We start from the raw sequence: 24,130 nt of genomic DNA on the forward strand, positions 1-24,130 counted from the left end.
AGTGGGCGTGGTGCAGGACGCCGTGGCTCACCGAGCCGAGCACGGCCGAGCCGATCGCGCCCAGGCCGTGTGATCCGACGACGGCCAGGTCCGCGGTCGCCGAAGCCTCGCAAAGAGCGCGGACCGGATGCCCGCAGATCACTGTCTCCTTGATCTCTACCTGGGGGTATTTCTCCCGCCAGGGGGCCAGGGCGTCCTGGGTGAGGCGCTGCTCACCGGCCAGGATCTCCTCGATCAGCGGCGTGTAAACGGTGGCGCCTGGTCCCACGACGGGCATCTGCCAGGCATGGACCGCGCGCAATCGGGCACCGCGCCGGGCGGCCTCCTCGAAGGCATGCTCCAGTGCCGCCGCCGAGTGCGCCGATCCGTCGAAGCCGACGGCGATCTCACCGTACGTCTGCGCCCGTGATCCCCGGACCACCACGACCGGCGCCGCCACATGCCCGGCCAGAGCAAGGGAGACCGACCCCAGCAGCAACCCGGTGAACCCGCCCAGCCCCCGGCTGCCCACCACGACCTGCTCGGCGTCCTCGGCCTCGCGCCGCAGGACCTCGACCGTCTTGCCCATTTCGAGCGAGGCGCTCACCTCGACTCGCGGGGCGCGCTCACGCGCCAGATCGGCCGCGGCATCGAGCACACCTTGGCAGTACTCGGCCATGGAATCGCGGAAGCTGGGCGGTGTCTGGAGCGGGATGTCGTAGGGCCACATCTCGGACACATGAACGATCCGCAGGGCGCACCCCCGCCGCACGGCGTCGTCGACGGCCCATTCGACTGCGGCCTGGGAGGAAGGTGAGCCGTCTGCGCCCACCACTATGTGCGCTGTCATGTCGTCTCCTTTTCGCTTCTCCTTCTATCCGACCGCTTCCCGGCATTCCTCGCAGCGGTCGAAAGACCTGGCGGTTGGGGACTTCTGGCTCCTGTATTCGAGGTCGTGCTCGCGATGGGACGCAAAGCATGGGTGGTGATTCCCGGAGAAACAGGGCGGTGCATGATGGCGCTCTTGACCCGCTGGGCGTTGTTCCCCAGGGCGGAAACCGCCTCGCGAGCAGGCTGCGGCCCCACGGCGCGTACCACGCACCCATCCCGGTGGAGCTCGGTTCACGGCGGATTGGAAACAGGTGGCCGCGGGGAGGTCCGCAAGTAATCCGGATGACGGTCCGCGGCACCCGAGGACCTCTTGAGTCCGGGATCGCCCCCACTGCCTGCTTGGAGACTTCAATGATCGAACGCATAACGGCCCCTGGTGACCTGGGTCGCCGGGTGGCAAGGCGGCGCCAGGATCTGGGCCTGACCCGCGAGCAACTGGCTGGCCGTGCCGGGATCGACCCCGGATACCTCGACTACCTGGAGAAGACAGCCGCCTCCCCGACGGTCGACACCGTACGCAAACTCGCCACCGCTCTGGAGACCAGTCCCGAGGACCTGCTCGGCGGGACGATGGACCTGCCGCCCGGCCGCGGCCGCCCAGCCGCACACCCCCGGTTGGAGAAGCTAGAGGCCGAGGAGTGCCTGCGGCTGATCGCCCCCGGCGGCGTCGGCCGGGTGGCCTTCAACGAACCCGGAGGACTGGCAATCCTGCCGGTCAACTACGTGCTGCACGACAACTCGGTGCTCTTCCGCACCGCCTTCGGCGGCCCGCTCGACGACAACCTGCGAACCGGCGTCCAGGGCGTCGAATTCAAGATCGCATTTGAGGTCGACCGAATCGACGACGCCAATCGTGAGGGCTGGAGCGTGCTCATCCGGGGCGGAGCCCACCACGTGTCCACCGATGACGAGCGGGCCGCCGCGGAGGCTTCTGACGTCCAGCCATGGGCGGGCGGCGACCGCGAGCTCTACATCAAGATCGACCCAACCGAGATCACCGGCCGCCGCATCCGGCACACCTCGTGACCGCCGGGACCGGCGAGGCGGCCGCCTGGCCTTTCCATCGCGCTGGGGTCTGTTGGCCACCCGAAAAGGGACCTTCGACGTGGTGACGGAGTCGCTGGAGCCGCTGGTCACCGAGCTGCAATCTCGCGGTTTCACCGTCGCCGGGCCGACGATCCGGTGGGCACCGGGCCGAAGGCCACTGCCGGGTTCGATCTGGCGCTCACCGAACTGAGTGACCCGCACCGGTTCCTGCTCGAGACGGGAAGCTAGCGGGATCGGAAGTCGTCATGGCGCTTCCGCACCGGTCGGCCACCGGCAACGACATAGCGGCCGCCGAGGAGGTCTCCCGTGTCACCGCCACCCGGCTGGGCCGAGGTCGCCTCCCGTTGCCTGGCATGTGCCAACTGCACGATGGTCTGTCCCACCTGCTTTTGCACCACGGTCGAGGACGCCACCGACCTCACCGTCGGCACCGCGGAGCGGAGCGAGGTGTGGGACTCCTGCTTCATGCTGGACTTCTCCAAGATCGGCGGATCCCCCGTACGCGGCTCGGGCCCCGCCTGCTACCGGCAATGGCTGACCCACAAGTTCTCCACCTGGTGCCCGATCGGCATCGACGTCGCCGAGGAGCTGGCGTGCATCTGATGACGCCGACGCCCTACCGGGTGCGCTCGCCCCGGCCGGACCAGGCCGACACGGTGATCCTGACGCTGGAGCCGGTCGAGGGCGCCTGCCCGCCGTTCCCTCCCGACCAGTTCACGATGATCTACGCTTCCGGCGTCGGGGAGAACTCGATCTCGATCAGCGGCCGAACCCGTTCCGGCGGGTACGCGCAGACGATCCGTGCGGTGGGCGCGGTCAGCGGGGCCCTGTACCGAGCCCGGCCCGTTTGAGCGCGGCCCGCAGTTGCCCGCGGATGAGGACGGCGGCGCGGGCCAGCAGCTCCAGCAGCGCGCGCAGGCCTGCGGTGTCGTTGCCGATGCGGGCCTTGGCGACCCGGACGCCGGTGTCGTCGACGATGGCGATGTCGTGGTGGTGTTCGGCCCGGTCGATCCCGCAAAACAGCTTCGCCAAGGTTCCTCCAAGGACAGACAGCCGGTCATCGGCGCGGCTCAAAACCGCAGCGGAGACGCGCGGCCCGCTAATCGAAGGACTCGCCGGTCCGACATCCGATCAGCCGTTCGCGACCCCAGCGATCCACGGGGCCTCCTTCTGCCGCAAGAGCTCACCGCCTCGGCCGCGTTGGGGAGGTCGGCCCCGCAGACGGGCTCGAACCACGAACGCCACGCTCGTCGAAAAGCCGTGGTCGTGGCGGGCGAATGCCGGGAGGGCCGGTCTGGGGTCAGGTCTTGACGACCCTCCCAAAAGTCAGGCTCATCGGCCCGGCATCCACCGACCACGACGGCGGCGGATCGCTCGATGAGCAGACACCGGCCCCGGCCGGTCTGGGGATAGGCATCCAGTGCCCTCGCCAGGTCAGGCTCTGAGGCTGGCGCCTGCTCACAACGTGCGATTAGTCGCCACGGAGCTCTGCGAAACGTGGTGGGCGCGGTGAATGGGTCAGCGGGCCGGGCCGATAGCGTTCGCTCGTCAAGCGGCGGGGACGCAGAAAGGCCGGGAACGTGCCTGAGATCTGGAAGGTGCTGGCCGGGATCGCGGGCGGTGTGCTGCTGTTCTGGCTGGCGCTGGTCGCCTTCCTCGTGATGGCCCGTCCCACGGGTAGCGCGTTGAGCCAGACGTTGCGCCTGCTACCCGATCTGCTCCGCCTGATCGCCAGGTTGGCCCGCGACAGCGACCTGCCGCGCGGGGTGCGGGTGCGGCTGTGGCTGCTGCTGGGCTACCTGGCGCTGCCCATCGACGTGATCCCCGACTTCATCCCGGTGATCGGCTACGCCGATGACGTGATCATCATCGCCTTCGTCCTGCGCTCGGTCATCCGGCATGCCGGACCCGACGCGCTGACCAAGCACTGGCCCGGCACCCCGGAGGGGTTGACGACCGTCCGGCGTCTCATCGGAGGCCCTCGATAGCGCAGAGCAGTACCCGGCTTACGCCCGGGCGCTCGGCGCCCGGCAGGCCGTTGGATGCCGACGCCGTCCGCACCTACCTATCCCGGTCTTTCCTGGGCGTAGTGCGGAAACGCACCGCCCGCCACCGTGGCGTCGGCCGAGGTCTGCTGGACAGAGTGCCTGATGTAGCGGATCACCTCGACCCGATCGAGGGTCACCAGCCCTTCGGGCACCAGCTCGTCCAGCTGGGGCAGGAACGCGCGGATCTTGTCTTCGGAGTCGATGATGGTGACCGCCACCGGCAGTTCGTCCGACAGGGACAGGATGCGATCGGTGTGGATGCGGGAGGAGGCGCCGTAACCCTCGATGCCGCGGATCACGGTGGCGCCGGCCAGCCCGGCCTTGTGCGCGCGGTGCACGATCTCGTAGTAGAGGGGCTTGTGGTGCCAGGTGTCGTTCTCGCGGAGGAGGAGCGTCAACCGCAGAGCGGGACCGTGGAGTTTCATGGCCGCCTCCTACCAGTACCTAGACGGAGCACCACTGGTAGGGACCGTTGACGGAGATGCACTCCGTGGTTGTCCCCGCGCGCAGGCGGGGGCGGCGGGCCCCACCGCCGCAGCCCGGAAACCGGGTTTCACCAGCAATTATATCGCTCGCACGCCCAGCGGGCATGGGTGAGCACACAAGAACCCTTGTGGTGGCATACGAGCATGGCTGCCCACGGCCCTCCCGGCCGGTGGGCACATCTACTGCCACATACCCGTCACCGGGGCGGGCGGAGCACGGAGGAGATCATGAGCCCGGACTTCGCCGCCGAGAGCACCGCGGGCCGGCCCGGCCGCGTCTGCTTGCTTTGGCGATCGCCGCCCCTGCGGCTGGGCGTGCGTGGACGAACGCCTGCTGGCGGCACTGGCCAATCATCGGCGACCCGCCCTGGTCGCTATCGCCCGGATTGTCACCCGGATCGGCTCGCCGCTGGTAATGGGGCTGGCGGTGGACGTGGTCACGGTACGTGCCAGGGACTGGCGTCCCGCCGCCGTCTACCTGTCCGGTCTGCTCGTCCGACACCGGCTCGCTATGGTCGTCGCCCGCACTCGCCCGCCGCAGCAGGGGTGGCTAGAGATCCCCAAAGGGCCGAGCCTGCCGTCCCGGCACACCACCGTCGCGGTGCCCGGCGGGCTGCTGATCGCCGAGCAGCTGACGGGTTCACCCCGGGTGGCGCTCGGTGTCCCGGCCAGCCTTGCCAGCGCGGTCGGGGCAAGCCGGTTGTATCTGGGCGTGCACTGGCCCAGCGATGTGGCCGCCGGCGCCGCCTTCGCCGCGCTCTGGTGGGCGATATTCAAGCGCGGGCGGCGACGGGCCCGCGGACGCGGCTGCACAGTTCTTCCCCCCGGCGTCAGCCGGTGATGGGCGCCGACGCTGGCCCCGGTGAAGGACCCTCGAGGCGTTGTGGCGTTAAGCTGACGGGATATGAGGGCACCGCGCCTACAGGCATGTGCCCGCGGCGGTGGGGCCCGCCGTACCCGAACCGCGTTACTTCCGCTGCCGCCAACGGTCCCTACTCGTGACAGCTCACGCCCGCGCCCGCAGGCACCCGCCACGCGTAGGAAGAGGCATGCGTTCGGATCAGGTGAAGTTCACGGCGGTGACCGAGCCCGTCGACCCCGATGTCGATCTCACTGAGGCGCGCCAGCGCCGCGAGCTGCGCCGCTCGCACTACGGTGTGCTGGCGGTGATCGCCGTTGGCGGCGCGATCGGCGCGGGTGCCCGCTACGGCGCCGGCCTGCTGTGGCCGGCCGCGACCGGGTCCTTTCCGTGGACCACGCTGGGCGTCAACGCCTCCGGCTGTCTGCTGATCGGATTCCTCATAGTGGTGCTGACCGAGGTGGGGACGGCCCCGATCTGGGCGCGGCCGTTCTTCGGCACCGGCGTGCTGGGCGGATACACCACCTTTTCCACCTACTGCGTGGACATCGAGCACCTGGTGGCGCAGGGCCGGCCCGGCCTGGCGCTGGGCTACCTGGCGGCAACCCCCGTGGCGGCCCTGGTCGCGGTGGCGGCCGGCGCCTGGGCCACCCGCCGCCTCCTGGCGGTGAAGACAGCAGGGAGGACGCGATGAGTCTGTTCGGACGGGCCCTGCGATTGACGGTCTTCGTCGACGACACCGACACCTGGCATCATCGCCCCATGTTCACCGAGATCGTGCATCGCGCCCACGCCGCCGGGCTGGCCGGGGCGTCGGTCTTCCACGGTGTGGAGGGTTTTGGCGCCACCCAGGTCGTGCACACCACCCGACTGCTGTCGATGGCCGACGACCTGCCGGTGGCCGTCGTGATCGTCGACACCGAGGAAAAGATTCGCGCCTTCCTGCCCCAGCTGGACGACCTCCTCATCGAGGGCCTGGCCGTCCTGGACGAGGTCGAGGTCGAGGTCGTCCACTACCGCGGCCGGCAGGTGGCGCCGTGAATTGGCTGCTGGTGCTGCTCGGCGGCGCGATCGGCGCACCGTTGCGCTACCTGACCGACCGGGCCGTGCAGGCCCGCCACGACACCGTCTTCCCCTGGGGTACCTTCACCGTCAACGTGGTCGGCTCGCTGATCTTGGGCGTGCTGGCCGGGGCAGCGCTGTCCGGGGCGGTGGGCACCGGCGTGCAGCTGCTGCTGGGCACCGGCCTTTGCGGGGCACTGACCACGTACTCGACGTTCTCCTATGAGACACTGCGACTGGCCGAGACCGGCGCGATGTTCTTCGCCGTGGCCAACGTCATCGCCTCGATCGTCGCGGGGCTGGGCGCGGTGTTCATCGGCCTCACCCTCGCCCAGGCGATCTTCGAGTGAACCGCCTCCAGTGACCGGCGCGACCTGGCGGCTCGATCTTTACCTTCCGGCAACGAACCAACATCGCCGCACGCACACCCTCATCGGTCAGCGCCACCGGGCAGATCTCGGCGACCAACCACTCGATCAGCGCGCTCTCATCGGCTTAGGTCGACTCCCCTTTCTTCCGACCTTCTGACGAGATCGAAAGAAAGGACACCATGAGCCCGCCCGAGGAGGTCACGGCCCGCACAGCGGTGCACTTGCGGCTGCGCGGACGACATCTGCGGCACCTGCCGCGGGACCAGTGAGAACCCGGCCCCTGAGGACAACGTCGACGAAGACTGCCGCGTACCGATCGCGGAGGCCCGCGCAGGGAGCGGACGGTGGGAACTGCCGCCAGGACTTCAAAGTTTGGATGTGGCGGTCGTCAGGCCGGCGGTCAGTTTTTGAGGAAGGCGTCGAGGGCATCCAGGGTTTCGGACCATAAAGCGTCCACCTCACGGGTGATGGGGGAACCGTCCTGTTTCCAGGCTCTCATAGCCGTGAAAAGTGCTGTGCGGCAGCCGTACCACATCCGTCTGGTCGGGCTCCGACTTCAGTGGCTTGGGCAGGCCGCACCGGTAATGGTGGGAAGAGGAGCCTTGTAGCCTGGTCCATACCCGGATCTTGATGGCGTGCTCGTTCGCCTTGCCCTCGGCACCATGTCCTCCAGCGCCCGTGGCCCGACCACCGGCTACAGGGCCTCGAACAATCTCATCCGGCAGCACCAACGCCGCGGCGGCCAGTTTCACTAAGATGCCGTAAGTTCTGGTCCTGGCAGCCCAAAGCACGGAAGATCACGACGGACGCTACGGCAGTTCGGCAAAACGTTCGACCTGCTCGGTCTGACCAGAGACGATGACGATGTCGTCATAGGTGAGCTCGGTTTCGGCGGTGGCATAGGTGAACTCCTCGCCCGGGCTCTTGACCGCCACAATCGTGACACCGTACTTGCGGCGCAGGTTCGACCGCCCCAGCGGGACGCCGACGTACTCCTTGGGCGGGCGAGTCTTGGCCAACGCGAAGTTCTCGTCGACTTCCATGTAGTCGAGCATCCGGCCGCTGACCAGATGGGCGACACGCTCACCCATGTCGTGCTCGGGAAAGACCACGTGATGGACGCCGATCCGACCCAGAATCTGGCCGTGCTGGCGGCTGACCGCCTTCGCCCATATGTCATCGATCTCCAGCTCGACCAGGAGAGACGCGGTAAGGATGCTCGCTTCGAGATCGCCGCCGATGGCCACCACCGCCCGATAGAAGTCCGGCACGCCCAGCTGGCGCAGCGCCTCTATGTTGGTGGAGTCGGCGGTGGCGATGTGGGTGATCTGCCCGGCCAGGCTCTGCACCACCTTGGGCCGGTCGTCGATGGCCAGCACCTCGGTGCCACGCCGGGTGAGCTCCAGCGCGAGCGCGCTGCCGAACCGGCCCAGCCCGATCACCACGACCGGGTCGCTTCTCTTGTCAGCCAACGATCACTCGCTCCTCGGGCAGTTCGTAACGGCGGGTGCGCTGCTTCAAAGCGAGCGCCGAACCCAGAGTCAGCGGGCCGATCCGGCCCACGAACATGAGCAATACCAGCAGCAGTTGTCCCACAGGTGTGGTGCTGGCGGTGATGCCGGTGGACAGACCGACCGTGCCGAACGCTGAGACGACCTCGAACAGCACCTTGTCCAAGCTGTACGGGGTCAGTACGAGCAGCGCGTAGGTGGAGACCGCGACCAGGGCTATGCTGATCACGACGATCGCGACCGCCTGGCGCTGCGCGGACTCCGGCAGGCGGCGATGGCTGATGTTGACCCGGCTCTCCCCACGCAGTTCGGCCCAGATGACGAAGGCGAGCAGGCCGAACGTGGTCACCTTGATACCGCCCGCGGTGCCCGCGCTGCCGCCGCCGATGAACATCAGCAGGTCGGTGGCCAGCCAGCTGGAGGGATACATCTGAGCGATGTCCAGGCTGTTGAAGCCGGCCGTACGCGGCATGACGGCGGCGAAGAAGGCGGCCAGTAGCTTGCCGGGGTCGTCGATCGCTCCCAGGGTCTTCGGATTGCGCCATTCGGTGACCAGGAAGACGAGTGTTCCCCCGATGAGCAGAATCACGGTCACGACCACCGTGAGCCGGGTGAGCACCGACCAGATGCGCGGGCGCCGCCAGGAACGGAACAGCTCGAACATCACGGGGAAGCCCAGCCCACCCACGATCACCGCGGCGGCGATGGTCAGGCAGATCCACGGGTCGGTCACGAACCGCATCAGGCTGTCCGGCCAAAGAGCGAACCCGGCGTTGTTGAACGCCGAGACCGCGTGGAACACGCCCAGATAGACCGCGCGCCCGAACGGCTCGCCGTACCCGGCCATGAACCGCACGGTGAGCACGGCGGCAACGGCCGCCTCGCAGGTGAGGCTGAACAGCACGACCTTGCGCACCACCTGCCGCACGTCGGCCATGCTCAGCGCCTTGGTCTCCGCCTGGGCCGCGATCCTGGCGCGCAGCCCCAGCCGACCCGCAACCAGCACGGTGAACAGCGTGGCCAGGGTCATGATGCCCAGGCCGCCCACCTGGATCAGCCCGGCGATCACCAGCTCGCCGAACACCGACCAGTGCGACTCGGTGTCGACGACCACCAGGCCCGTCACACACACCGCCGACGTCGCGGTGAACAGCGCGGTCACCACGCCGGCAGAGTCGCCGGACGTGGTGGCGATCGGCAGCATCAGCAAGACCGTGCCGATGAGGATCGCAGCGCCGAAGCCGGTGGTGACGACCTGCGCGGGATGCTGGAAGCGATCGAGAAACGCCGCCGAGCGCACCTTCATGGCGTGGATTTCCTGAACCGCCGGGTGATGCCGTACCAGGCGGGCACGTCACGCTCATCGTCGAATCCGCGAGCCACCACGATGTCCGTGGAGGAGTGCAGCAGGATCGACAGCACGATGGTGACCGCGACCAGCTGGAAGACCTCCTGGGCTGCCGAGATGCCGGAGCCGAGCACGATCAGACCGTAGACGACCGAGGCGAATCCCTTCGGTCCGAACCAGGCCACCGCGGCCTGCTCCCGCACGGACAGCCCCGAGCCCAGAAACGAGATCCAGATGGCGATCGGCCGGGCCAGCACCAGTGCGGCGATCGCGAACAGCCAGCCGCGCCATCCCACGGAACCCAGCAACGGCAGGCTGATGAGCGCACCGAACACCAGCAGCGCGGCCAGCTTGAGCAGCTCCGCGATGAGCTCGCCGAAGTGCTCGAACGACTCGCGCTGCCGCTCGCCGAAGGTGGCCACCGTGATACCTGCGGAGAACGCCGCCAGGAACAGGTTGCCGTGCGTGGCTTTGCCCAGGGCCAGTACCAGAAGGCCGATCGCGAGAGCGTTGAGCGGCTCGTACTGGGTGGAGGCCGAAAACCAGCGGGTCTGCTCCAGCCTGATCGCCAGCCATGGGACGGCGATCCCGATGAGGATGCCAACGCCGAGTTCCATGCCGAGCTCGCCCAGGTGCAGATTCTTCGAGCCGGCGGTGATGGCCAGGAACAACATCACGAATGGCAGGGCCAGACCGTCGTTGACACCTGATTCGACGTTGAGCAGCTGGCGCAGCCGGGGCGGCACCTTCTCGTTACCGACCAGGGCGGCGGCGAACACCGGGTCGGTGGGGGCCAGGATCGCGCCGATCAGCAGTGACTCGACCCAGCCCAGGCCGACCAGGTAGTGCGCGCCCAGGGCGGTGACCACCAAGGTGAGCGGCAGCCCCCAGCCGAGCGCGCGGCCGGGCAGTCGCCATGCGCTGCTCAGGTCCTTCCAGCCGACCCGCATGCCATCGGTGAACAGCACGGCGAACAGGGCCAGTTCGGCGAGCGTCCCCACCAACTCGTCGTCAGGTGTCAGGGAAACCAGGCCCAGCGCGCCGTCGCCCAGCACGAACCCGGCCACAAGAAACAGCGCCGCCGTCGACAGGATCGTGCGATGGGCCAGGCTGGACAGCAGAACGGCCAGCAGCAGCACACAGGCGAACGCCGTCAGCAACGTGCCCATCAACGGAGTCCGTCAATCGAGCGATCCGTGAACCACCGCACCACAAGTGCCTCCATCGAAGCCAACGCAACAAGACATTGCCGACCAGGCTTCCCGGCGCACCGTGCTTTACGGTAGCAGCAGGAGTGAGGATGCCATCTATTCGAAACCTTGACGGAAGACGTGAGTTTATTGACGGCCTCTTGATGCGGCTTCCGAGCAGAGCTGCGGGTCGATCACCCATGTCCTGCAGGGATTCGAAGAAGACCGTCGCACCGAACGGGTCAAGCTCGAGGCCGGCGGCGCTGTTGACACGTAGGGGCCAGGTTGCTGGGGTTGCCCGCTTCGACCGGCAGGACACGAGCGTTCACGATGGACGGTTCGCGCAGGTCATAGTTTTCGTGCAGGTCATAGTTAACGAATGAGGGCGGTCATAACTGCACCGGTGGCCGAACCCCTACGAACGCCTCAAGCAAAAGACCCAGGCCCACGCGTAACCGGGCTCCGGCAAATACACGACTAGAGCGGGGGCTGCAGGCTTACAAGGCCCCCAAGCACATCCGGTGTGGTTGTTGATAGGTTGTCCTCAGGTGAGCCGGGAAGTCTGGTCGGCATTCGTAGGTGTATTGGCGACCCCGAAAGTGCCGGTGTCATGCGTGCTCGCGATCTGGTCGATGACTTCCCGACCGTCTCTTTGGACTCCCCGGCGCTTGAGGCCGCTCAGTTGCTGGCCGAGCAGGACCTGCCCGGCCTGATCGTGGTCGACGAGAGCGGCTTACCCCACAGCGTCCTGCCCGGCACGCAGGTGCTGCGTCTGGCCGTGCCGCGCTATTGCCAGGACGATCCCGCGCTAGCCCGGGTGGTGGACGAGGCGCACGCCGATATCTTCCTGCGCTCGCTGACCGGGCGGACGGTCCGCGAATGCCTGCCGCAGGAGCCGCGCGAACTGCCGGTCACCGACCCGGACGCCACCGTGCTGGAGATCGCGGCACTGATGGCGCGCACCCGCAGCCCGCTGGTCGCGATCGTGGACGCGGGCCGCCTGCGGGGAGCGATCACGCTGCAGGCACTCCTGGACCGGCTGCTCGCCTCATGACGACTACCGCGTGGTTGTCGGTGGTCGTCTTCCTCGGCGCGTACGCGCTGATCGCCACCGAGAAGATCCATCGGGTCGCCGCCGCGCTGGGCGGGGCCGGGATCATGCTGCTGATCCACGCCACCAACGGGAAGGCGGCGTTCTTCTCCCAGCACACCGGCATCGACTGGAACGTCATCTTCCTGCTGTTCGGCATGATGATCATCGTCGGCGTGCTCAAGCAGACCGGCGTCTTCGAATATCTGGCGATATGGGCCGCCAAGCGGGCCAGGGGGCGACCGTTCCGGCTGATGGTGCTGCTCGTGGTGATCACCGCGTGCGCGTCCGCGCTGCTGGACAACGTCACCACGGTGCTGCTGATCGCCCCGGTCACCTTCCTGGTCTGCGAGCGGCTCGCCCTGCCGGTCGCGCCGTTCCTGATCGCCGAGGCCATGGCCTCCAACATCGGCGGCACCGCCACGCTGGTCGGCGACCCGCCCAACATCATCATCGCCAGCCGGGGCGGGCTGACCTTCAACGACTTCCTGATCCACCTGGCGCCGCTAGTCGTGGTGCTGATGGTGGCGTTCGTCGGCTTGTGCCGGATCCTGTTCCGCAAGGCGTTCGTCTACGACCCGGACCGGGCCGCCGACATCATGGAGTTGGACGAGCGCGAGGCGATCGCCGACCGGAGGCTGCTGCGGCAGAGCCTGGCCGTGCTCGCCCTGGTCATGGCCGCCTTCGTGCTGCACCCGGTGCTCCACTACGAGCCGTCGGTGGTGGCGGTCCTCGGCGCGGGGGCCCTGGTGGCGCTCACCAAGGTCACCACCGAGCAGGCGATCGGCGAGGTGGAGTGGCCCACCCTGGTGTTCTTCGCCGGGCTGTTCGTCATGGTCGGCGCGCTGGTCGAAACCGGCGTCATCGGACAGGTCTCCCAAGCCGCGGTGAACGCGACCGAGGGGCGCCTCGGGCTGGCCACCATGTTGCTGCTGTGGGCCTCGGCCGGCCTGTCGGCGATCGTCGACAACATTCCCTACGTGGCGACCATGAGCCCGATCGTCGCTGATCTGGTGCAGTCCGGCGGGGGTAACGGGCCCGCCCAGGTGCTGTGGTGGGCGCTGGCGCTCGGCGCGGACCTGGGCGGCAACGCCACCGCCGTCGGCGCGGCGGCCAACGTGGTCATCATCGGCATCGCCGCGCGCAACCGCACTCCGATCAGTTTCTGGGAGTTCACGAAGTATGGCTTGATCGTCACCTTCGTCACCGTGGCGATCGCCACGCCGTACCTGTGGCTGCGCTACCTCGTGTGAGGGCTGGACAAGCTCTATCCGGCCGATGCCGCCGCACTCGGAGATCATTCGGCCGGTGATCGTTCGCCGAGTGGGGGCGCCAGAGCGGCATGCCCTGATGTGTCCCTGGCCGCGCTCCCTCATATGGCCAGGAGTTGCCATGGCCGGGCTTCAAGGCGGAAGCTGAATGTGACGGGTGTCATGGGGGAGGGACCGTCATGAGCAGGCGGCTTCGCCTTGTTACACAGGTGATGGCGCTCGTTTGGCTGGCACTGACCTTCGCTCCCGCACGCGCGGACGCGGCGACGGTTCTGCTCACCCGCGTCGACGGTCCAATCACGCCGGTCATCACCCACCATGTGGCGCAGGCCGTACAAGAAGCGGAACGGGGCGGTCACCGGGCACTGCTCGTTGAACTGGAGACGCCCGGCGGGCTGGTCGAGTCGATGCGCGGGATCGTCAAGACGTTCCTCGCGGCGAAGGTTCCGATCGTCGTCTACGTCACGCCTCCCGGGGCTCGGGCAGCGTCGGCGGGCGCGCTGATCACATTGGCCGCGCACGTCGCGGCGATGGCGCCGGCCACCACCATTGGTGCGGCGACCCCGGTGTCGATCGGCGGTCAGACCCCACAGCCGGTTGATCAGAAAGTCGTCAACGACATGGCGGCACTGGCCGAGTCGATCGCCCGCCAACGTGGCCGAGACGTGACATTCGCGCGGGAGAGCGTCACCAAGGGGCGGTCGATCACAGCCGAAACCGCGCTGCAGGTCAAAGCCATCGATCTGATCGCCAAGGATCGGGGCGAGCTGCTCAAGGCGCTGGACGGGCGGCAGGTCAAGACCGCTGCTGGGCCGGTCACCCTCCATACGGAGGGCGCGAGCGTGGTGGAGACCGACCTGGGACCGTTCCGTTCCCTGCTGCAGCTGATCGCCGATCCCAACATCGCCTTCCTGCTCATCTCGCTGGGCACGCTCGGGTTGATCTACGAGCTGGCCAACCCAGGTGTCGGGCTGGGCGGGATCATCGGCGGAGTCCTGCTGATCCTCGGCCTGTTCGCGCTGTCGGTGCTGCCGGTGAACATCGCGGGGGTCTTGCTACTGGTGCTGGCGCTGGCGATGTTCGCCGCGGAGGTGCTCACACCGGGAGTCGGCGTGTTCGGCGTCGGGGGCGCCATCGCCTTGCTGGCGGCGGGACTCCTGCTGTTCGAGGATCCGGCGCAGGTGGACCTCGCGGTACTGCTGCCCACCACCGCGGTGCTCGCGGCGGCCGTGGTCTTCGCCGGTCGGCTCGCCTGGCGCGCCCGCCGAGCCCGGCCGGTCTCCGGCAGCGAGTTGCTGCTCGACCGAGAGGCGACCGTACGGAACGCCACCGGCGATCCGTACACCGGCCGGGTGTTCCTCGACGGCACCTGGTGGACCGTCCGCTCCACCGGCGTTCTGCAGGAAGGGCACCGCGTCCGGGTCGTGGGCGTGGACGGCCTCACCCTGCTTGTCGAACCCCTGGAGGTCGCGCCATGACCGAGTCGCAGATCGGATTGATCGTCGCGGCGGCGGTACTGCTCCTGCTGCTGTTCGCCTCAGTCCGCATCGTGCAGGAGTACGAGCGCGGGGTCATCTTCCGGCTTGGCCGGGTCATCGGCGCCAAGGGGCCGGGGCTGTTCTTCATCATTCCGATCGTCGACCGCATGGTGAAGGTCTCCCTGCGCACCGTCACCATGGACGTGCCGCCTCAGGACGTCATCACCCGAGACAACGTCACCGTCAAGGTCAACGCGGTCACCTATTTCAACGTGATGGACCCGATCAAATCCGTCGTGGCGATCGAGGACCACATCGTCGGCACCTCGCAGATCTCCCAGACCACGCTGCGCAGCATCCTGGGCCAGGTCGACCTGGACGAGCTGCTGGTCAACCGCGAGGAGATCAATCAGCGGCTGCAACAGGTCATCGACGCGGTCACCGACCCGTGGGGCGTCAAGGTCACTCTTGTAGAGGTCAAGCACGTCGAGCTGCCGGAGGCTATGCGCCGCGCCATGGCGCGCCAGGCTGAGGCCGAACGCGAGAGGCGCGCCAAGGTCATCCATGCCCACGGCGAGCGCGAAGCCGCCGAAACCCTCGGCGAGGCCGCCGAGATCCTGGAACGCCACCCGGCCGCGGTGGAGTTGCGGATCCTGTCGACCATGACCGAAGTGGCCACCGAGCGCAACTCCACCCTCATCTTCCCGCTCCCGATGGAACTCCTCCGCCTAATCGACACCCTCCGCGGCACGCTCGATCAGCGCAACCCCTCCACGCCGCCGTTGGTGTAGGGGTTGACCACCTTGCGGCCTGGCTTGCGCGTCCATCGCGACCGCGGTGTTCGGCTCGCGTTCGGGAACGGTCACGCTAACCGGTGGCGTCGGCCCTTTCCCGGAGTGGCGCGTGGGAAAGCGGGGCACCGGTGAGCCGTGTGATGAGGGGCCCGGCGATGGCCAGGACGAAGACATAGGCGGCCACCAGGGGGCCGATCTTGTCGTGCTGGGTGCCGAGCAGGCCGATGATGACGATGGAGAACTCGCCACGAGCGATGAGCGCGGTCCCGGCCCGCAGTCGGCCGCGCCGTCCCACGCCGTCGCGGGAAGCGGCGTAGCGGCCGGTGGCCAGTTTTGTGGCAGCGGTGACCGCGGCCAGTACGAGGGCGGCTGGAAGCAGCGGCAGGAGTTCGTTCGGGCTCACGGATAGGCCGATGGCCAGGAAGAAGGCCGCGGCGAACAGATCTCGCAGCGGGGTGAGGATGGCACGGGTGTGATCGGCGATCTCGCCGGTGAGCGCGAGTCCGACGAGGAAAGCCCCGATCGCCGCGGAGACATGGATGAGTTCGGCCAGGGCGGCCACGATCAGTGTCATGCCGAGCACCCTGAGCATGAGCTGTTCGGAGTCCGGATGCGAGAGTACTCGGCCGAGGTGGTGGCCCCACCGGTATGACGCGACAAAGGCGGTGAGGACCGCGCCCACCGCGACGAGGACGCCGAGTGCGGCTTGCAACCAGGTGCCGCCGGAGGCGAGAACGGCAAGCAGGGGAAGGTAGGCGGCCATGGCGAAGTCCTCCAGAACCAGCACCGACAGTACGGCCGGGGTTTCCCGGTTGCCCAGTCGCCGCAGGTCGCCAAGGAGCCGGGCGATGATGCCCGACGAGGAGACATAGGTGGCACCGGCGAGGGCCATGACGCCGATGCCGTCCAGGCCGAGCAGCCACCCGGCCACCGCGCCTGGAACGGCGTTCAATACAAGGTCGACGACGGCGGAAGGCACGTGGCGGCGCAGGCTCGTGGCGAACTCGGTGATGGAGAACTCCAGGCCGAGAGCCAGCAGGAGCAGGACGACCCCGATGGACGCCCCGATCTGGACGAACTCACCGGCGGCGGGAACGGGAGCGATGCCTCCTTCGCCGAGGGCCAGGCCAGCGAGAAGATAGAGCGGGATGGGCGACAGCGCGAAGCGCCGTGCCAGGGCACCGAGCACGCTGAGGACGGCCAGGATGACGCCCAGCTCCAGCAGCAGTGCGACGGAGGTGTACACGGGTTCAGCCTTGGAGGATCTGTTTCACGCCGGCGATACCGTCGTGGGTTCCGATGACCACCAGGACATCGCCGGCTCGCAACACCTGGTCGGGTGCCGGTGACACGATCACGTCCTCGCCGCGGACGATCGCCACGATGGACGCGCCGGTCCGGGTCCGTGCTCTGGTGTGCCCCAGCGGCCGATCGGCATAGGGGGTGCCCGCCCGGACCTCGACCTGCCCCGCGTCCAGCCCGGGCACCTCCTTGGTGAGGTCGGCGAACCGCTCGGCGATGCGCGGCGCGCCGAGGATCTCGGCGAGAGTGTCGGCCTCCTCGCCGTTGAGCCGGAGCATGGGCCGGGCTTCGTCCGGGTCGTCGTTGGCGTAGACGACCAGTTCGAACTCGCCCGTTCGCAGCGCCACGACGCCGACCCGGTCGCCGTCATGGTTGGTGAACTCATAACGCAGCCCGACGCCTGGCAGGAGCACCTCGTTCACATCCATGAACCCATCATCGCGGTGCCGCGTGAGTTTACGGCGCAGGCGCTTGCCGGTGGCGGCGGACGAGGCGAGCCTGGCGACGTCAATGATCCAGAATCTACGTCAGTGCTGACGGGCTTACGATCTCATTATTGATAGTATTATCGTTATTGATTGTGAGAAAGGTTGAAGCGATACTCCATCCGGTGCGGCTGCGCATCCTGCAGGCGTTCATCGGTCGGAAAACCCTGACGGTCCGCGACCTCGCAGACCTGTTGCCGGACGTGCCGCAGGCCACGCTGTACAGGCATCTGGGCACGCTGGCCGACGCCGGAGTGTTGCAGGTCGTCGAGGAGCGGCGGGTCCGGGGCGCGGTGGAGCGGGTGTTCGCGCTGCCCGACACCTCCGCCGCGCTGACCGGCGCGGACCTGGAGGGCGCCACGCCTGAGGACCACCTGCGCTACTTCGCGACCTTCCTGGCCGCGCTCCAGGGCGAGTTCGCCCGCTACCTGGGCCGCCCCGGCATCGACCTGGCGGCCGACGGCGTCGGCTACCGCACCTTCACGGTCAACCTGACCGACGAGGAGTTCCTCGCCTTCATGGCGTCACTGAACGAGTTGGTGACGAAGGCGGTCAGCAACCCTCCCGCTCCCGGCAGGCGCCGCCGTGTGTTCGCACGCGTCGTCATGCCGCTCCCCGAAAAGGATTGATCTTCATGGCATGCATCGAGCTGACCGCTGACGCCCCGATCGTGCATGTGCAGGGCCTGGACCGGCTTTGGGCGCTGAAGTCCCGCCTGGAGATCCCCCTGGCGCACGTTCGGCATGCCGCGACCGGCGGACCGGAATCACTCGGCGGAGTGCGTGGTCCCGGCACCCGGATCCCCGGCGTGATCAGCGCGGGCACCTTCCACGCCGATGGCCGCAAGGTCTTCTGGGACGTCCGCGACCCGGCCAAGGCCATCGTCATCGACCTGGCCGGCGACGACTTCGACCAGCTCGTCGTCGAGGTCGACGATTCTCAGGCGACCGCCGCCTCGATTCAGGCCGCGCTGCGATGACCACCACACAGCGCCTGCGCCCTGGGCATCGCCGACGCGATCACACTAGGCCGCGTGCTCGACCGCCTGCCGCGTGAACTCGTGCTCTACACCGTTGAAGGCGCTGATTTCGGGCTCGGCGCCCCGGTGACGCCTGCCGTACGGCACGCCGTCGAAGAGATCGCCGAGACCGTGGCCGATCTCGTGCCCGAACCCGACGCATGATCGGGCCGCGCATCGGCGTGGCCCAGGATGGCCGTTGCGATCAGGCACTATCCGCGACGGGGATGACGACGAGAGGGCAGGTCACGTGGTGGAGCAACGAGTGACTCACCGACCCCAGGAGCAGCCCGGCGACGTCGCCACGCCCGCGGGATCCCACCACCAGCAGATCAGCCCCCGTGGAGGCTTTCTTCAACACCTCCACGGGATGCCCCCGCTCGATGTGCTCCACGAGCTTGACATCGGGATAGCGCTCGCCCTGGCCCGCGACCGCCTCGGCCAGCAGGAGCCGTTCCGCACCAGCTTGATCGATCGTGGCCGGCACGGTTTCGGGGATCAACCTGGCGGCGGGCTCGCTCCAGGCGTGGACGGCGTGCAGTTCGGCGCCGCGCAGGTCGGCTTCGATGAAGGCGAACTCGATCGCGGCCCCGCCGCCTGACGAGCCATCGACGCCGACGACTACCTCGTCGCGCGGCTGCGCGAGCGCCTCACGGATCACGGCCACGGGGCAGGTGGCCTGGCCGGACACGCCCAGCGCGACCGAGCCGAGCAGCAACTCCTGGAAACCGCCCAGGCCGCGGTCGCCGACCACCAGGAGCTCCGCGTCCTTCGAGGCCCTGATGAGGCCGAGCCGGGGATCTCCCTGCAGCAGATCGGACTCCACCTCGACCCGAGGCGTCTGGCTGTGAGCCCGCCGCAGGGCATCCGCCAGCACGGGCGTGACGCGCTCACGCATCCAACGGCCGTAGGCGTGAGGAGTATCTTCAGACATCTCGTAGGGACACGTAGGCACGACATACACGATGCGCACCTTGACGCCGCGCATATCAGCTTCCCGCATCGCCCAGCCCACGGCCGCAAGGCCGGCTCGCGAACCGTCGACTCCAACTACGATCATGATGTCTCCCTCGACCCGTATGCAGGGGCCTGAGCCGATGGTCGCCAGGTCAGGCGGGTGGCTCACCGGACCGGCCGCACGAGCCCGCCATTCATGACCGAACCACCGCCACTGGGCAGCGGGCGTGGTGCAGCACGCCGCGGCTGACAGAGCCCAGCACCACCGAACCGACGGCGCCCATGCCCCGCGATCCCACGACGACCAGGTCGGCTCCGGCCGAGGCGTCGACGAGGGCGTCGACCGGGTGCGCGCTATGGACAACCTCCACCACCGTCACCCCGGGGAACTTCTCCCGCCACGCGTCGAGCCTGTCTTGCACCATACGGTGCTGGGAGCGGCGGATCTCGTCCATGTCGTAGGGGATCTCGGGTGCGAAGGCATGCACCGGCAGCTGCCAGGCGTGGAGGGCGCGCAGGACGCAGCCGCGCAATCTGGCCTGCTCGAAGGCGTAGGCCAGCGCGGGCTCGCACTGCGGGGAGTCATCGACTCCGACGACGACTTCGCGGTGCACTTCCCCGTCGCCTGGGCGGACGACGATCACCGGGCCGTGGGCGTGTCCGGCCACGTGCGTGCTCACCGAGCCCAGCAGGGCTCCGGCGAAACCGCCCAGGCCCCTGCTACCCAGCACGATCTCGGTGGCGCCCGCGGCCTGGTCGCACAGGACCCGGGTCAGGTTTCCCTCGATCAGGTCAGCGCTGATCTCGACGGTGGGCTGGCGCCTGCGGGCCGTCTGCTCGGCCTCGGCCAGCGCCCGCCAGCCGTTCGCGATCATCGTGTCCGGCTGTTTCGGGGCGGCGAACCTGGGGATGTCGTACGGCCCGCGTTCCACGACGTGAACGAGCCGCAGCGGCAGCCGTCTGCGGAAGGCGTCGTCGGCGGCCCAGCCGACCGCTCTATCCGCATGGGCCGAACCGTCTACCCCGACGACGACCGGCGCGGGACCGGGGAGCATGGGCGAGGCCGACTGGCTGGCGTCCTTCGAGGTCATGTTCCCTCCTTGCCTGCGGATGCGTCAGTTCAAGCGTCGAGGGCGGGCGCCTTGCGCGTCAGAGGCGCTGGGCCCGCCCGCTCCGGAACTTTCGGCCTTCCTCTGCGACCCGCGCCCGTTACCAGCCGCATCTCCAATCCCGGCCGTTCCACATGTGCCCGGGCCAGTGGGGCATGCCCTCACCGTCGAACCAGCTCGCCAGCCACTGCTGCATCCGGAACGTCTGCGCGCGCTGGGTGTCACGCACCGCGCGGGCGAACGACGCGACTTCGCCGTGCTCCGCGAGCCCCCGCGCGAGCAGCCGCTGAGACATCATCATCGCGGCCATGTGGTGCGGGATCATGTCCTGGAGAAACGTCTCATCCAGTGCGTCGCCTGACAGCTTCGACAGATCACGCATCATCGGCCGGTAGCCCACCGCCGTCGAACGCCCCGGGTACCACGCGGCCAGCCACGCCTTCATCTTCGTGATCTCTGCGCTCTGCGTCGCCACGATCCCCGCGCCCAACTCGCGCATCTCCGGTCGATCGGAACGCCGCAGGTGCTTCGCCGCGGCAACGGCCTCCTCATGGTGCGGCACCATCTGGATCAGGTAGTCGAACTCGCTGTCCATGTTCACGCCGTGCATGCGCCCCGCGGACCGGGTATCGGCACCCATCGGACCGGAGGCCTGCGACCACCCGGAAAGGACCGGCTCCAGCCGACCGACATTCGCAACCGCGACCCCAATGCCGCCGCCAGCCGCCGCTGCCGCCAGGACCATCACTGCGGCGATCTTCGTGCTTATCGAAGATCCCATCTCACCTCCAGGTGTTTCCGGGGATCCATCACCCAACGTGGCTTCGCCCACGCGACGGGCCATATGGCCAGCCATAACGTCTCCTAAGAGCCCCGCCGGAGTGACGGCGTCTCGTTCAACAGGGCTCGCGGGAGACACCGGCGCGGGAACACAAGCTCACGAATTCCCTGGCTATGGCCGGTCCGCGGGCTACCTGACGACCGCGACGGGGCAGTGAGCGTGATGGAGCACGGCACGGCTGACCGATCCCAGGATGATCGATTCGACGGTGCCGCGGCCGTGTGAGCCCACGACGAGCAGGTCGGCCCGTACCGAGGCGTCCACGAGGGCCGACACCGGATGGGCGCACGTCACATCCCGCACCACGTTGACCCCGGGGAACTTCTCCTCCCAGGGGGCGAGCTGCTCGGCGGCTATCCGCCGGTGTGCCTGCCGGACTTTGTCGATCTCGTGGGTGGCCTCCGGTGCGAACGCATGAACCGGCACCTGCCAGGCGTAAAGAGCGCGCAGCGCGCACCCGCGCAGCTGAGCCTGCTCGAAGGCGAAGCCCAGAGCGGGCCCGCATTCGGCGGAGCCGTCGATGCCCACGACGATCTCACCGTACGGCTTGTCGGGGGTCGCCCTGACGACCACTACGGCGCCAGGCGCGTGACCGGCCACGTGAAGGACCGCCGAGCCCAGCAGGGCGCCGGCGAAACCGCCCAGGCCACGACTGCCGATCACGAGTTCGGCCGCCGTCCCGGCCTGCTCACGCAGAACCTGGGACGGCATCCCCTCGATCAGCTGGGTGGTCACGGAAACATCGGGCCGGCGTTCCTTGACCGCTTTGGCCGCCTCGGCGAGCACCTGTTCACCGGCGCGCGTCATGAAGCCATGCCAGTCCGGCGGAGGAGACGCGGAGATGTTGTACGGCCAGCGGTCCATGACGTGGACGATTCGCAATGGCCGACCCCTGCGGGCGGCGTCGTCGGCCGCCCATTCCACAGCCGCCGTGGCTGTGGGCGAGCCGTCGGTTCCGACGACAATCGATTCAGCCATGACTCTTCCCCTTACTCTTCCTGAGTTTCCATCGCACCACCCAGGCGAGTGCTCTCCCCAGAGACGATCGTCCCGACGCGGAGGGACCTTCGCCCTCTCCCGGGTGGAGAGCATGGTCATGTGGACGAAGGTCCTCGTGCGACAGGGCCGATCAGCCCTGACGGCGAGGCCGGGCAGCGTCGTACCGTGCCAGTGGGAGGTCTGCCATGATGTTCTCCGCAGTCGTGGACCTCAATCGGACGGCGGCGATGGTCTTCGACACCGATGGGGTCATCACCGATACGGCCAGGGTGCACGCCGCCGCGTGGAAGCGGGTGTTCGACGCCTTCCTGCGCGAGCGGACCAGGCGGTTCGGCGAGCGGTTCCGCCCGTTCGACGCGGGTGACTACCTGCGCCACGTCGATGGCAAATCCCGCTTGGATGGTGTGCGCGACTTCCTCCTATCGCGGGGGATCACGCCGGACCCGGGCACGGTGGCGGACCTCGCCTCACGAAAGGACGCCGCCTTCTTGACCGAGATCCGTGAGCACGGCGTGGCCTCCTTCCCGTCAACCGTCGGCCTGGTCCGCGAACTGCGCCGCCGGGGGGTGCGCACGGCCGCCGTCTCGGCGAGCCGCAACTGTGCGGAAGTGCTGCGCGCGGCGGGCGTCGACGATCTGTTCGACGTCCGGGTCGACGGCATCGACGCCGCCCGGCTGGGACTTGCGGGAAAGCCTGATCCGGCGCTGTTTCTGCAGGCGGCTCGGCAACTCGGCGTGACGCCGGGAGAGGCGGCGGTGGTGGAAGACTCCCTCGCGGGCGTGCGAGCGGGCAGAAGAGGCCGGTTCGGTCTGGTCATCGGTGTCGACCGGCACGATCAACGAGAGACCCTGCGGGCCGCCGGAGCCGACCTTGTCGTCACCGATCTGGCGGAACTACGACTGGACGGGAGAGGATGTGAACCCCTGGCTCCCCACCTATGACGGCTTCGATCCCGCTCAGAGGAGCCGAGAAAGACGCCGCCGACACTCTTATCGGCGAGCCGCTGGCGAGGATGCGAACGGACCGTCGGGGGCGGGGTCGTGAGCGTCGCCGACCTGGTGGTCGTGGCTTTGTCCGCCGGGTTGATCGTCTTTCTCACGTAGTACTTCTTCGGACGACGGCAGAGCGGTATCGCCGAATTGCGGGGCGGTGTCCAGGAGGCGGAGATCATCGTCGAGGGCGGGCATTCGCCGGACGTGATCCAGGTGCGGCAGGGTGTTCCGCTGCGTCTGATCTTCGATCGGCGTGAGAGCGGGGAGTGCACCTACGGGTGGTGTTCCCTGATTTCGGGCTCGGGCAAGCGTTACCGGCCTTCACCAGGACAGCCGTCGAGCTGGTGCCCCGCAGCGCGGGACAGTACGGCTTCGCCTGCGGGATGAACATGGTGCGCGGCCGCCTCATCGTCGAATCCGGCGACGGGCAGGTGCCGGACTCAGACGTGGGTCGTGCCGTTCCCGCAGCCCAAATGGAAACGACGGACGCTGAAGCGACGGAGCGGCATGAGGAGATCGCCGATCTGCCGAGGCGGGTACTGGTGGGTGCGGCGCTCGAGCTCTTCGGGGCAACGTGGACACCCGGCTTCCTTCTCAACAGGTGGGTGCAGCTCCTGTTGATCACGCCCGTCATGTTCTACACAGGTTGGCCCATCCACCGGGCCGCGGACATGAACAGCCTGATCACACTCGGCACGACCGCCGCGCACGGCTACAGCCTGCTCGCCACCGTGGCTCCGCAACTGCTCCCTGCGACCCTGCGTGACGTCTATTCCGAAGCCGTCGGGGTGATCCTGACCCTCATCCTGCTCGGACGGTTGCTGGAGGCGCGGGCGAAGGCGGGAACGGGCGAGGCGATCCGCAAGCTGGTCGGCCTGCAGGGCCTCGTTGTAGTCCTGGGGAAATTTCCAACGGATTTGCCTGACCTGCACTGATGCGGGCCTGTTCCGATTGTTGATCACTTCCGCTACGGTTCGTACGGTCCTGACCGGTGCGGTGCGGG

28 protein-coding genes and 1 pseudogene are annotated in these 24,130 nt (G+C 68.2%); 17 read left to right on the forward strand and 12 right to left on the reverse strand.

Going from position 1 to position 24,130, the window contains the following annotated elements; all coding sequences use genetic code 11:
• Window positions 1-829, reverse strand: an 829-nt coding sequence (locus ACFY2X_RS44435) for a universal stress protein (RefSeq protein ID WP_389950626.1), incomplete at its 3' end; no start/stop codon positions are given.
• 392 nt (window positions 830-1,221) lie between these two features.
• Here ACFY2X_RS44435 and ACFY2X_RS44440 point away from each other — a divergent pair.
• From ACFY2X_RS44440 to ACFY2X_RS44450, 3 genes are all read left to right on the forward strand, one after another.
• On the forward strand, window positions 1,222-1,896 hold the full coding sequence (locus tag ACFY2X_RS44440; RefSeq protein WP_389950628.1) for a pyridoxamine 5'-phosphate oxidase family protein: 675 nt from the start codon (window positions 1,222-1,224) through the stop codon (window positions 1,894-1,896).
• A 327-nt stretch (window positions 1,897-2,223) separates the two neighbouring features.
• Window positions 2,224-2,520, forward strand: coding sequence for a 4Fe-4S dicluster domain-containing protein (locus tag ACFY2X_RS44445; RefSeq protein WP_389950631.1), 297 nt, complete (start codon window positions 2,224-2,226; stop codon window positions 2,518-2,520).
• Window positions 2,511-2,768, forward strand: a complete 258-nt coding sequence (locus tag ACFY2X_RS44450) for a hypothetical protein (protein WP_389950634.1) — start codon at window positions 2,511-2,513, stop codon at window positions 2,766-2,768. The genes ACFY2X_RS44445 and ACFY2X_RS44450 overlap by 10 nt, the downstream gene beginning before the upstream one ends.
• 40 nt (window positions 2,769-2,808) lie before the next feature.
• Here the strand turns inward: ACFY2X_RS44450 and ACFY2X_RS44455 are convergent.
• Window positions 2,809-2,949, reverse strand: a pseudogene (locus ACFY2X_RS44455) (transposase); the annotation flags it as partial.
• A 548-nt stretch (window positions 2,950-3,497) separates the two neighbouring features.
• Between ACFY2X_RS44455 and ACFY2X_RS44460 the strand changes: the two are divergent.
• Window positions 3,498-3,905: a YkvA family protein gene (locus ACFY2X_RS44460; RefSeq protein WP_389950637.1), complete on the forward strand. Its 408-nt coding sequence runs from the start codon at window positions 3,498-3,500 to the stop codon at window positions 3,903-3,905.
• A gap of 77 nt (window positions 3,906-3,982) precedes the next feature.
• Here ACFY2X_RS44460 and ACFY2X_RS44465 read toward each other — a convergent pair whose 3' ends face one another.
• Window positions 3,983-4,390 carry a DUF190 domain-containing protein gene (locus ACFY2X_RS44465; RefSeq protein WP_389950640.1) on the reverse strand — a complete coding sequence of 136 codons (408 nt, stop codon included), beginning with the start codon at window positions 4,388-4,390 and terminating at the stop codon, window positions 3,983-3,985.
• 379 nt (window positions 4,391-4,769) lie between these two features.
• On the opposite strand from ACFY2X_RS44465, the gene ACFY2X_RS44470 reads away from it, so the two are divergent.
• From ACFY2X_RS44470 to crcB, 4 genes are all read left to right on the forward strand, one after another.
• Window positions 4,770-5,291 carry a phosphatase PAP2 family protein gene (locus tag ACFY2X_RS44470; protein WP_389950643.1) on the forward strand — a complete coding sequence of 174 codons (522 nt, stop codon included), beginning with the start codon at window positions 4,770-4,772 and terminating at the stop codon, window positions 5,289-5,291.
• 208 nt (window positions 5,292-5,499) lie between these two features.
• Window positions 5,500-6,003: a fluoride efflux transporter FluC gene (locus tag ACFY2X_RS44475; RefSeq protein WP_389950646.1), complete on the forward strand. Its 504-nt coding sequence runs from the start codon at window positions 5,500-5,502 to the stop codon at window positions 6,001-6,003.
• A complete protein-coding gene (locus ACFY2X_RS44480) occupies window positions 6,000-6,350 on the forward strand; it encodes a DUF190 domain-containing protein (protein ID WP_389950649.1) in 351 nt (116 codons plus the stop codon). The genes ACFY2X_RS44475 and ACFY2X_RS44480 overlap by 4 nt, the downstream gene beginning before the upstream one ends.
• Window positions 6,347-6,721: a fluoride efflux transporter CrcB gene (gene crcB, locus ACFY2X_RS44485; protein ID WP_389950652.1), complete on the forward strand. Its 375-nt coding sequence runs from the start codon at window positions 6,347-6,349 to the stop codon at window positions 6,719-6,721. The genes ACFY2X_RS44480 and crcB overlap by 4 nt, the downstream gene beginning before the upstream one ends.
• Before the next feature lie 830 nt (window positions 6,722-7,551).
• On the opposite strand, the gene ACFY2X_RS44490 is transcribed toward crcB, so the two are convergent.
• From ACFY2X_RS44490 to ACFY2X_RS44500, 3 genes are read right to left on the reverse strand one after another with little or no spacing between them, the layout of a single operon-like run.
• Complete coding sequence (locus ACFY2X_RS44490; protein ID WP_389950655.1) at window positions 7,552-8,214, reverse strand: potassium channel family protein; 663 nt, start codon at window positions 8,212-8,214, stop codon at window positions 7,552-7,554.
• Window positions 8,207-9,559 (reverse strand): TrkH family potassium uptake protein, encoded by a 1,353-nt coding sequence (locus ACFY2X_RS44495; RefSeq protein ID WP_389950658.1) that lies wholly within the window; start codon window positions 9,557-9,559, stop codon window positions 8,207-8,209. The genes ACFY2X_RS44490 and ACFY2X_RS44495 overlap by 8 nt, the downstream gene beginning before the upstream one ends.
• A complete protein-coding gene (locus ACFY2X_RS44500) occupies window positions 9,556-10,770 on the reverse strand; it encodes a cation:proton antiporter (protein WP_389950661.1) in 1,215 nt (404 codons plus the stop codon). Before ACFY2X_RS44500 ends, ACFY2X_RS44495 begins: the two co-directional genes overlap by 4 nt.
• A gap of 631 nt (window positions 10,771-11,401) precedes the next feature.
• Between ACFY2X_RS44500 and ACFY2X_RS44505 the strand changes: the two genes are divergently transcribed.
• From ACFY2X_RS44505 to ACFY2X_RS44520, 4 genes are all read left to right on the forward strand, one after another.
• Entirely contained in the window at window positions 11,402-11,845 is a 444-nt protein-coding gene (locus ACFY2X_RS44505; RefSeq protein WP_389950664.1) for a CBS domain-containing protein, read from the forward strand.
• Window positions 11,842-13,134 carry an ArsB/NhaD family transporter gene (locus ACFY2X_RS44510; RefSeq protein WP_389950667.1) on the forward strand — a complete coding sequence of 431 codons (1,293 nt, stop codon included), beginning with the start codon at window positions 11,842-11,844 and terminating at the stop codon, window positions 13,132-13,134. Before ACFY2X_RS44505 ends, ACFY2X_RS44510 begins: the two co-directional genes overlap by 4 nt.
• Window positions 13,135-13,331: 197 nt before the next feature.
• The gene (locus ACFY2X_RS44515) at window positions 13,332-14,630 is read left to right on the forward strand and encodes a nodulation protein NfeD (protein WP_389950670.1); all 1,299 of its coding nucleotides are present in this window, start codon (window positions 13,332-13,334) and stop codon (window positions 14,628-14,630) included.
• Complete coding sequence (locus tag ACFY2X_RS44520; RefSeq protein WP_389950673.1) at window positions 14,627-15,421, forward strand: slipin family protein; 795 nt, start codon at window positions 14,627-14,629, stop codon at window positions 15,419-15,421. Before ACFY2X_RS44515 ends, ACFY2X_RS44520 begins: the two co-directional genes overlap by 4 nt.
• A 76-nt stretch (window positions 15,422-15,497) precedes the next feature.
• Here the strand turns inward: ACFY2X_RS44520 and ACFY2X_RS44525 are convergent, their stop codons facing one another.
• Both ACFY2X_RS44525 and ACFY2X_RS44530 read right to left on the reverse strand, forming a co-directional pair.
• Window positions 15,498-16,670, reverse strand: a complete 1,173-nt coding sequence (locus ACFY2X_RS44525; RefSeq protein WP_389950675.1) for a cation:proton antiporter — start codon at window positions 16,668-16,670, stop codon at window positions 15,498-15,500.
• Between the two features lie 4 nt (window positions 16,671-16,674).
• On the reverse strand, window positions 16,675-17,154 hold the full coding sequence (locus ACFY2X_RS44530) for a cation:proton antiporter regulatory subunit (protein WP_389950677.1): 480 nt from the start codon (window positions 17,152-17,154) through the stop codon (window positions 16,675-16,677).
• A 152-nt stretch (window positions 17,155-17,306) separates the two neighbouring features.
• Here ACFY2X_RS44530 and ACFY2X_RS44535 point away from each other — a divergent pair, with 152 nt between their 5' ends.
• The 3 genes from ACFY2X_RS44535 to ACFY2X_RS44545 are packed head-to-tail and all read left to right on the forward strand — an operon-like array spanning window position 17,307 to window position 18,394.
• Window positions 17,307-17,840 carry a helix-turn-helix domain-containing protein gene (locus tag ACFY2X_RS44535; protein ID WP_389950680.1) on the forward strand — a complete coding sequence of 178 codons (534 nt, stop codon included), beginning with the start codon at window positions 17,307-17,309 and terminating at the stop codon, window positions 17,838-17,840.
• A 5-nt stretch (window positions 17,841-17,845) separates the two neighbouring features.
• Window positions 17,846-18,190 (forward strand): hypothetical protein, encoded by a 345-nt coding sequence (locus ACFY2X_RS44540; protein ID WP_389950682.1) that lies wholly within the window; start codon window positions 17,846-17,848, stop codon window positions 18,188-18,190.
• A 54-nt stretch (window positions 18,191-18,244) separates the two neighbouring features.
• A complete protein-coding gene (locus tag ACFY2X_RS44545) occupies window positions 18,245-18,394 on the forward strand; it encodes a hypothetical protein (RefSeq protein WP_389950685.1) in 150 nt (49 codons plus the stop codon).
• Window positions 18,395-18,434: 40 nt separating this feature from the next.
• Here the strand turns inward: ACFY2X_RS44545 and ACFY2X_RS44550 are convergent, their stop codons facing one another.
• The 4 genes from ACFY2X_RS44550 to ACFY2X_RS44565 form a co-directional block, all read right to left on the reverse strand.
• Complete coding sequence (locus ACFY2X_RS44550; protein ID WP_389950688.1) at window positions 18,435-19,289, reverse strand: universal stress protein; 855 nt, start codon at window positions 19,287-19,289, stop codon at window positions 18,435-18,437.
• A 91-nt stretch (window positions 19,290-19,380) separates the two neighbouring features.
• The gene (locus ACFY2X_RS44555) at window positions 19,381-20,277 is read right to left on the reverse strand and encodes a universal stress protein (protein WP_389950690.1); all 897 of its coding nucleotides are present in this window, start codon (window positions 20,275-20,277) and stop codon (window positions 19,381-19,383) included.
• A gap of 118 nt (window positions 20,278-20,395) precedes the next feature.
• Window positions 20,396-21,127, reverse strand: a complete 732-nt coding sequence (locus ACFY2X_RS44560; RefSeq protein WP_389950693.1) for a DUF305 domain-containing protein — start codon at window positions 21,125-21,127, stop codon at window positions 20,396-20,398.
• A 138-nt stretch (window positions 21,128-21,265) separates the two neighbouring features.
• Entirely contained in the window at window positions 21,266-22,114 is an 849-nt protein-coding gene (locus ACFY2X_RS44565; protein ID WP_389950696.1) for a universal stress protein, read from the reverse strand.
• A 206-nt stretch (window positions 22,115-22,320) separates the two neighbouring features.
• Between ACFY2X_RS44565 and ACFY2X_RS44570 the strand changes: the two genes are divergently transcribed.
• Both ACFY2X_RS44570 and ACFY2X_RS44575 read left to right on the forward strand, forming a co-directional pair.
• Window positions 22,321-23,076 carry an HAD family hydrolase gene (locus tag ACFY2X_RS44570; protein ID WP_389950700.1) on the forward strand — a complete coding sequence of 252 codons (756 nt, stop codon included), beginning with the start codon at window positions 22,321-22,323 and terminating at the stop codon, window positions 23,074-23,076.
• A 329-nt stretch (window positions 23,077-23,405) separates the two neighbouring features.
• Window positions 23,406-24,062: a hypothetical protein gene (locus ACFY2X_RS44575; RefSeq protein WP_389950703.1), complete on the forward strand. Its 657-nt coding sequence runs from the start codon at window positions 23,406-23,408 to the stop codon at window positions 24,060-24,062.
• Window positions 24,063-24,130: the final 68 nt, after the last annotated feature.

It is taken from the genome of Streptosporangium sp. NPDC000396 (assembly GCF_042898655.1).
GTDB lineage: Bacteria > Actinomycetota > Actinomycetes > Streptosporangiales > Streptosporangiaceae > Streptosporangium.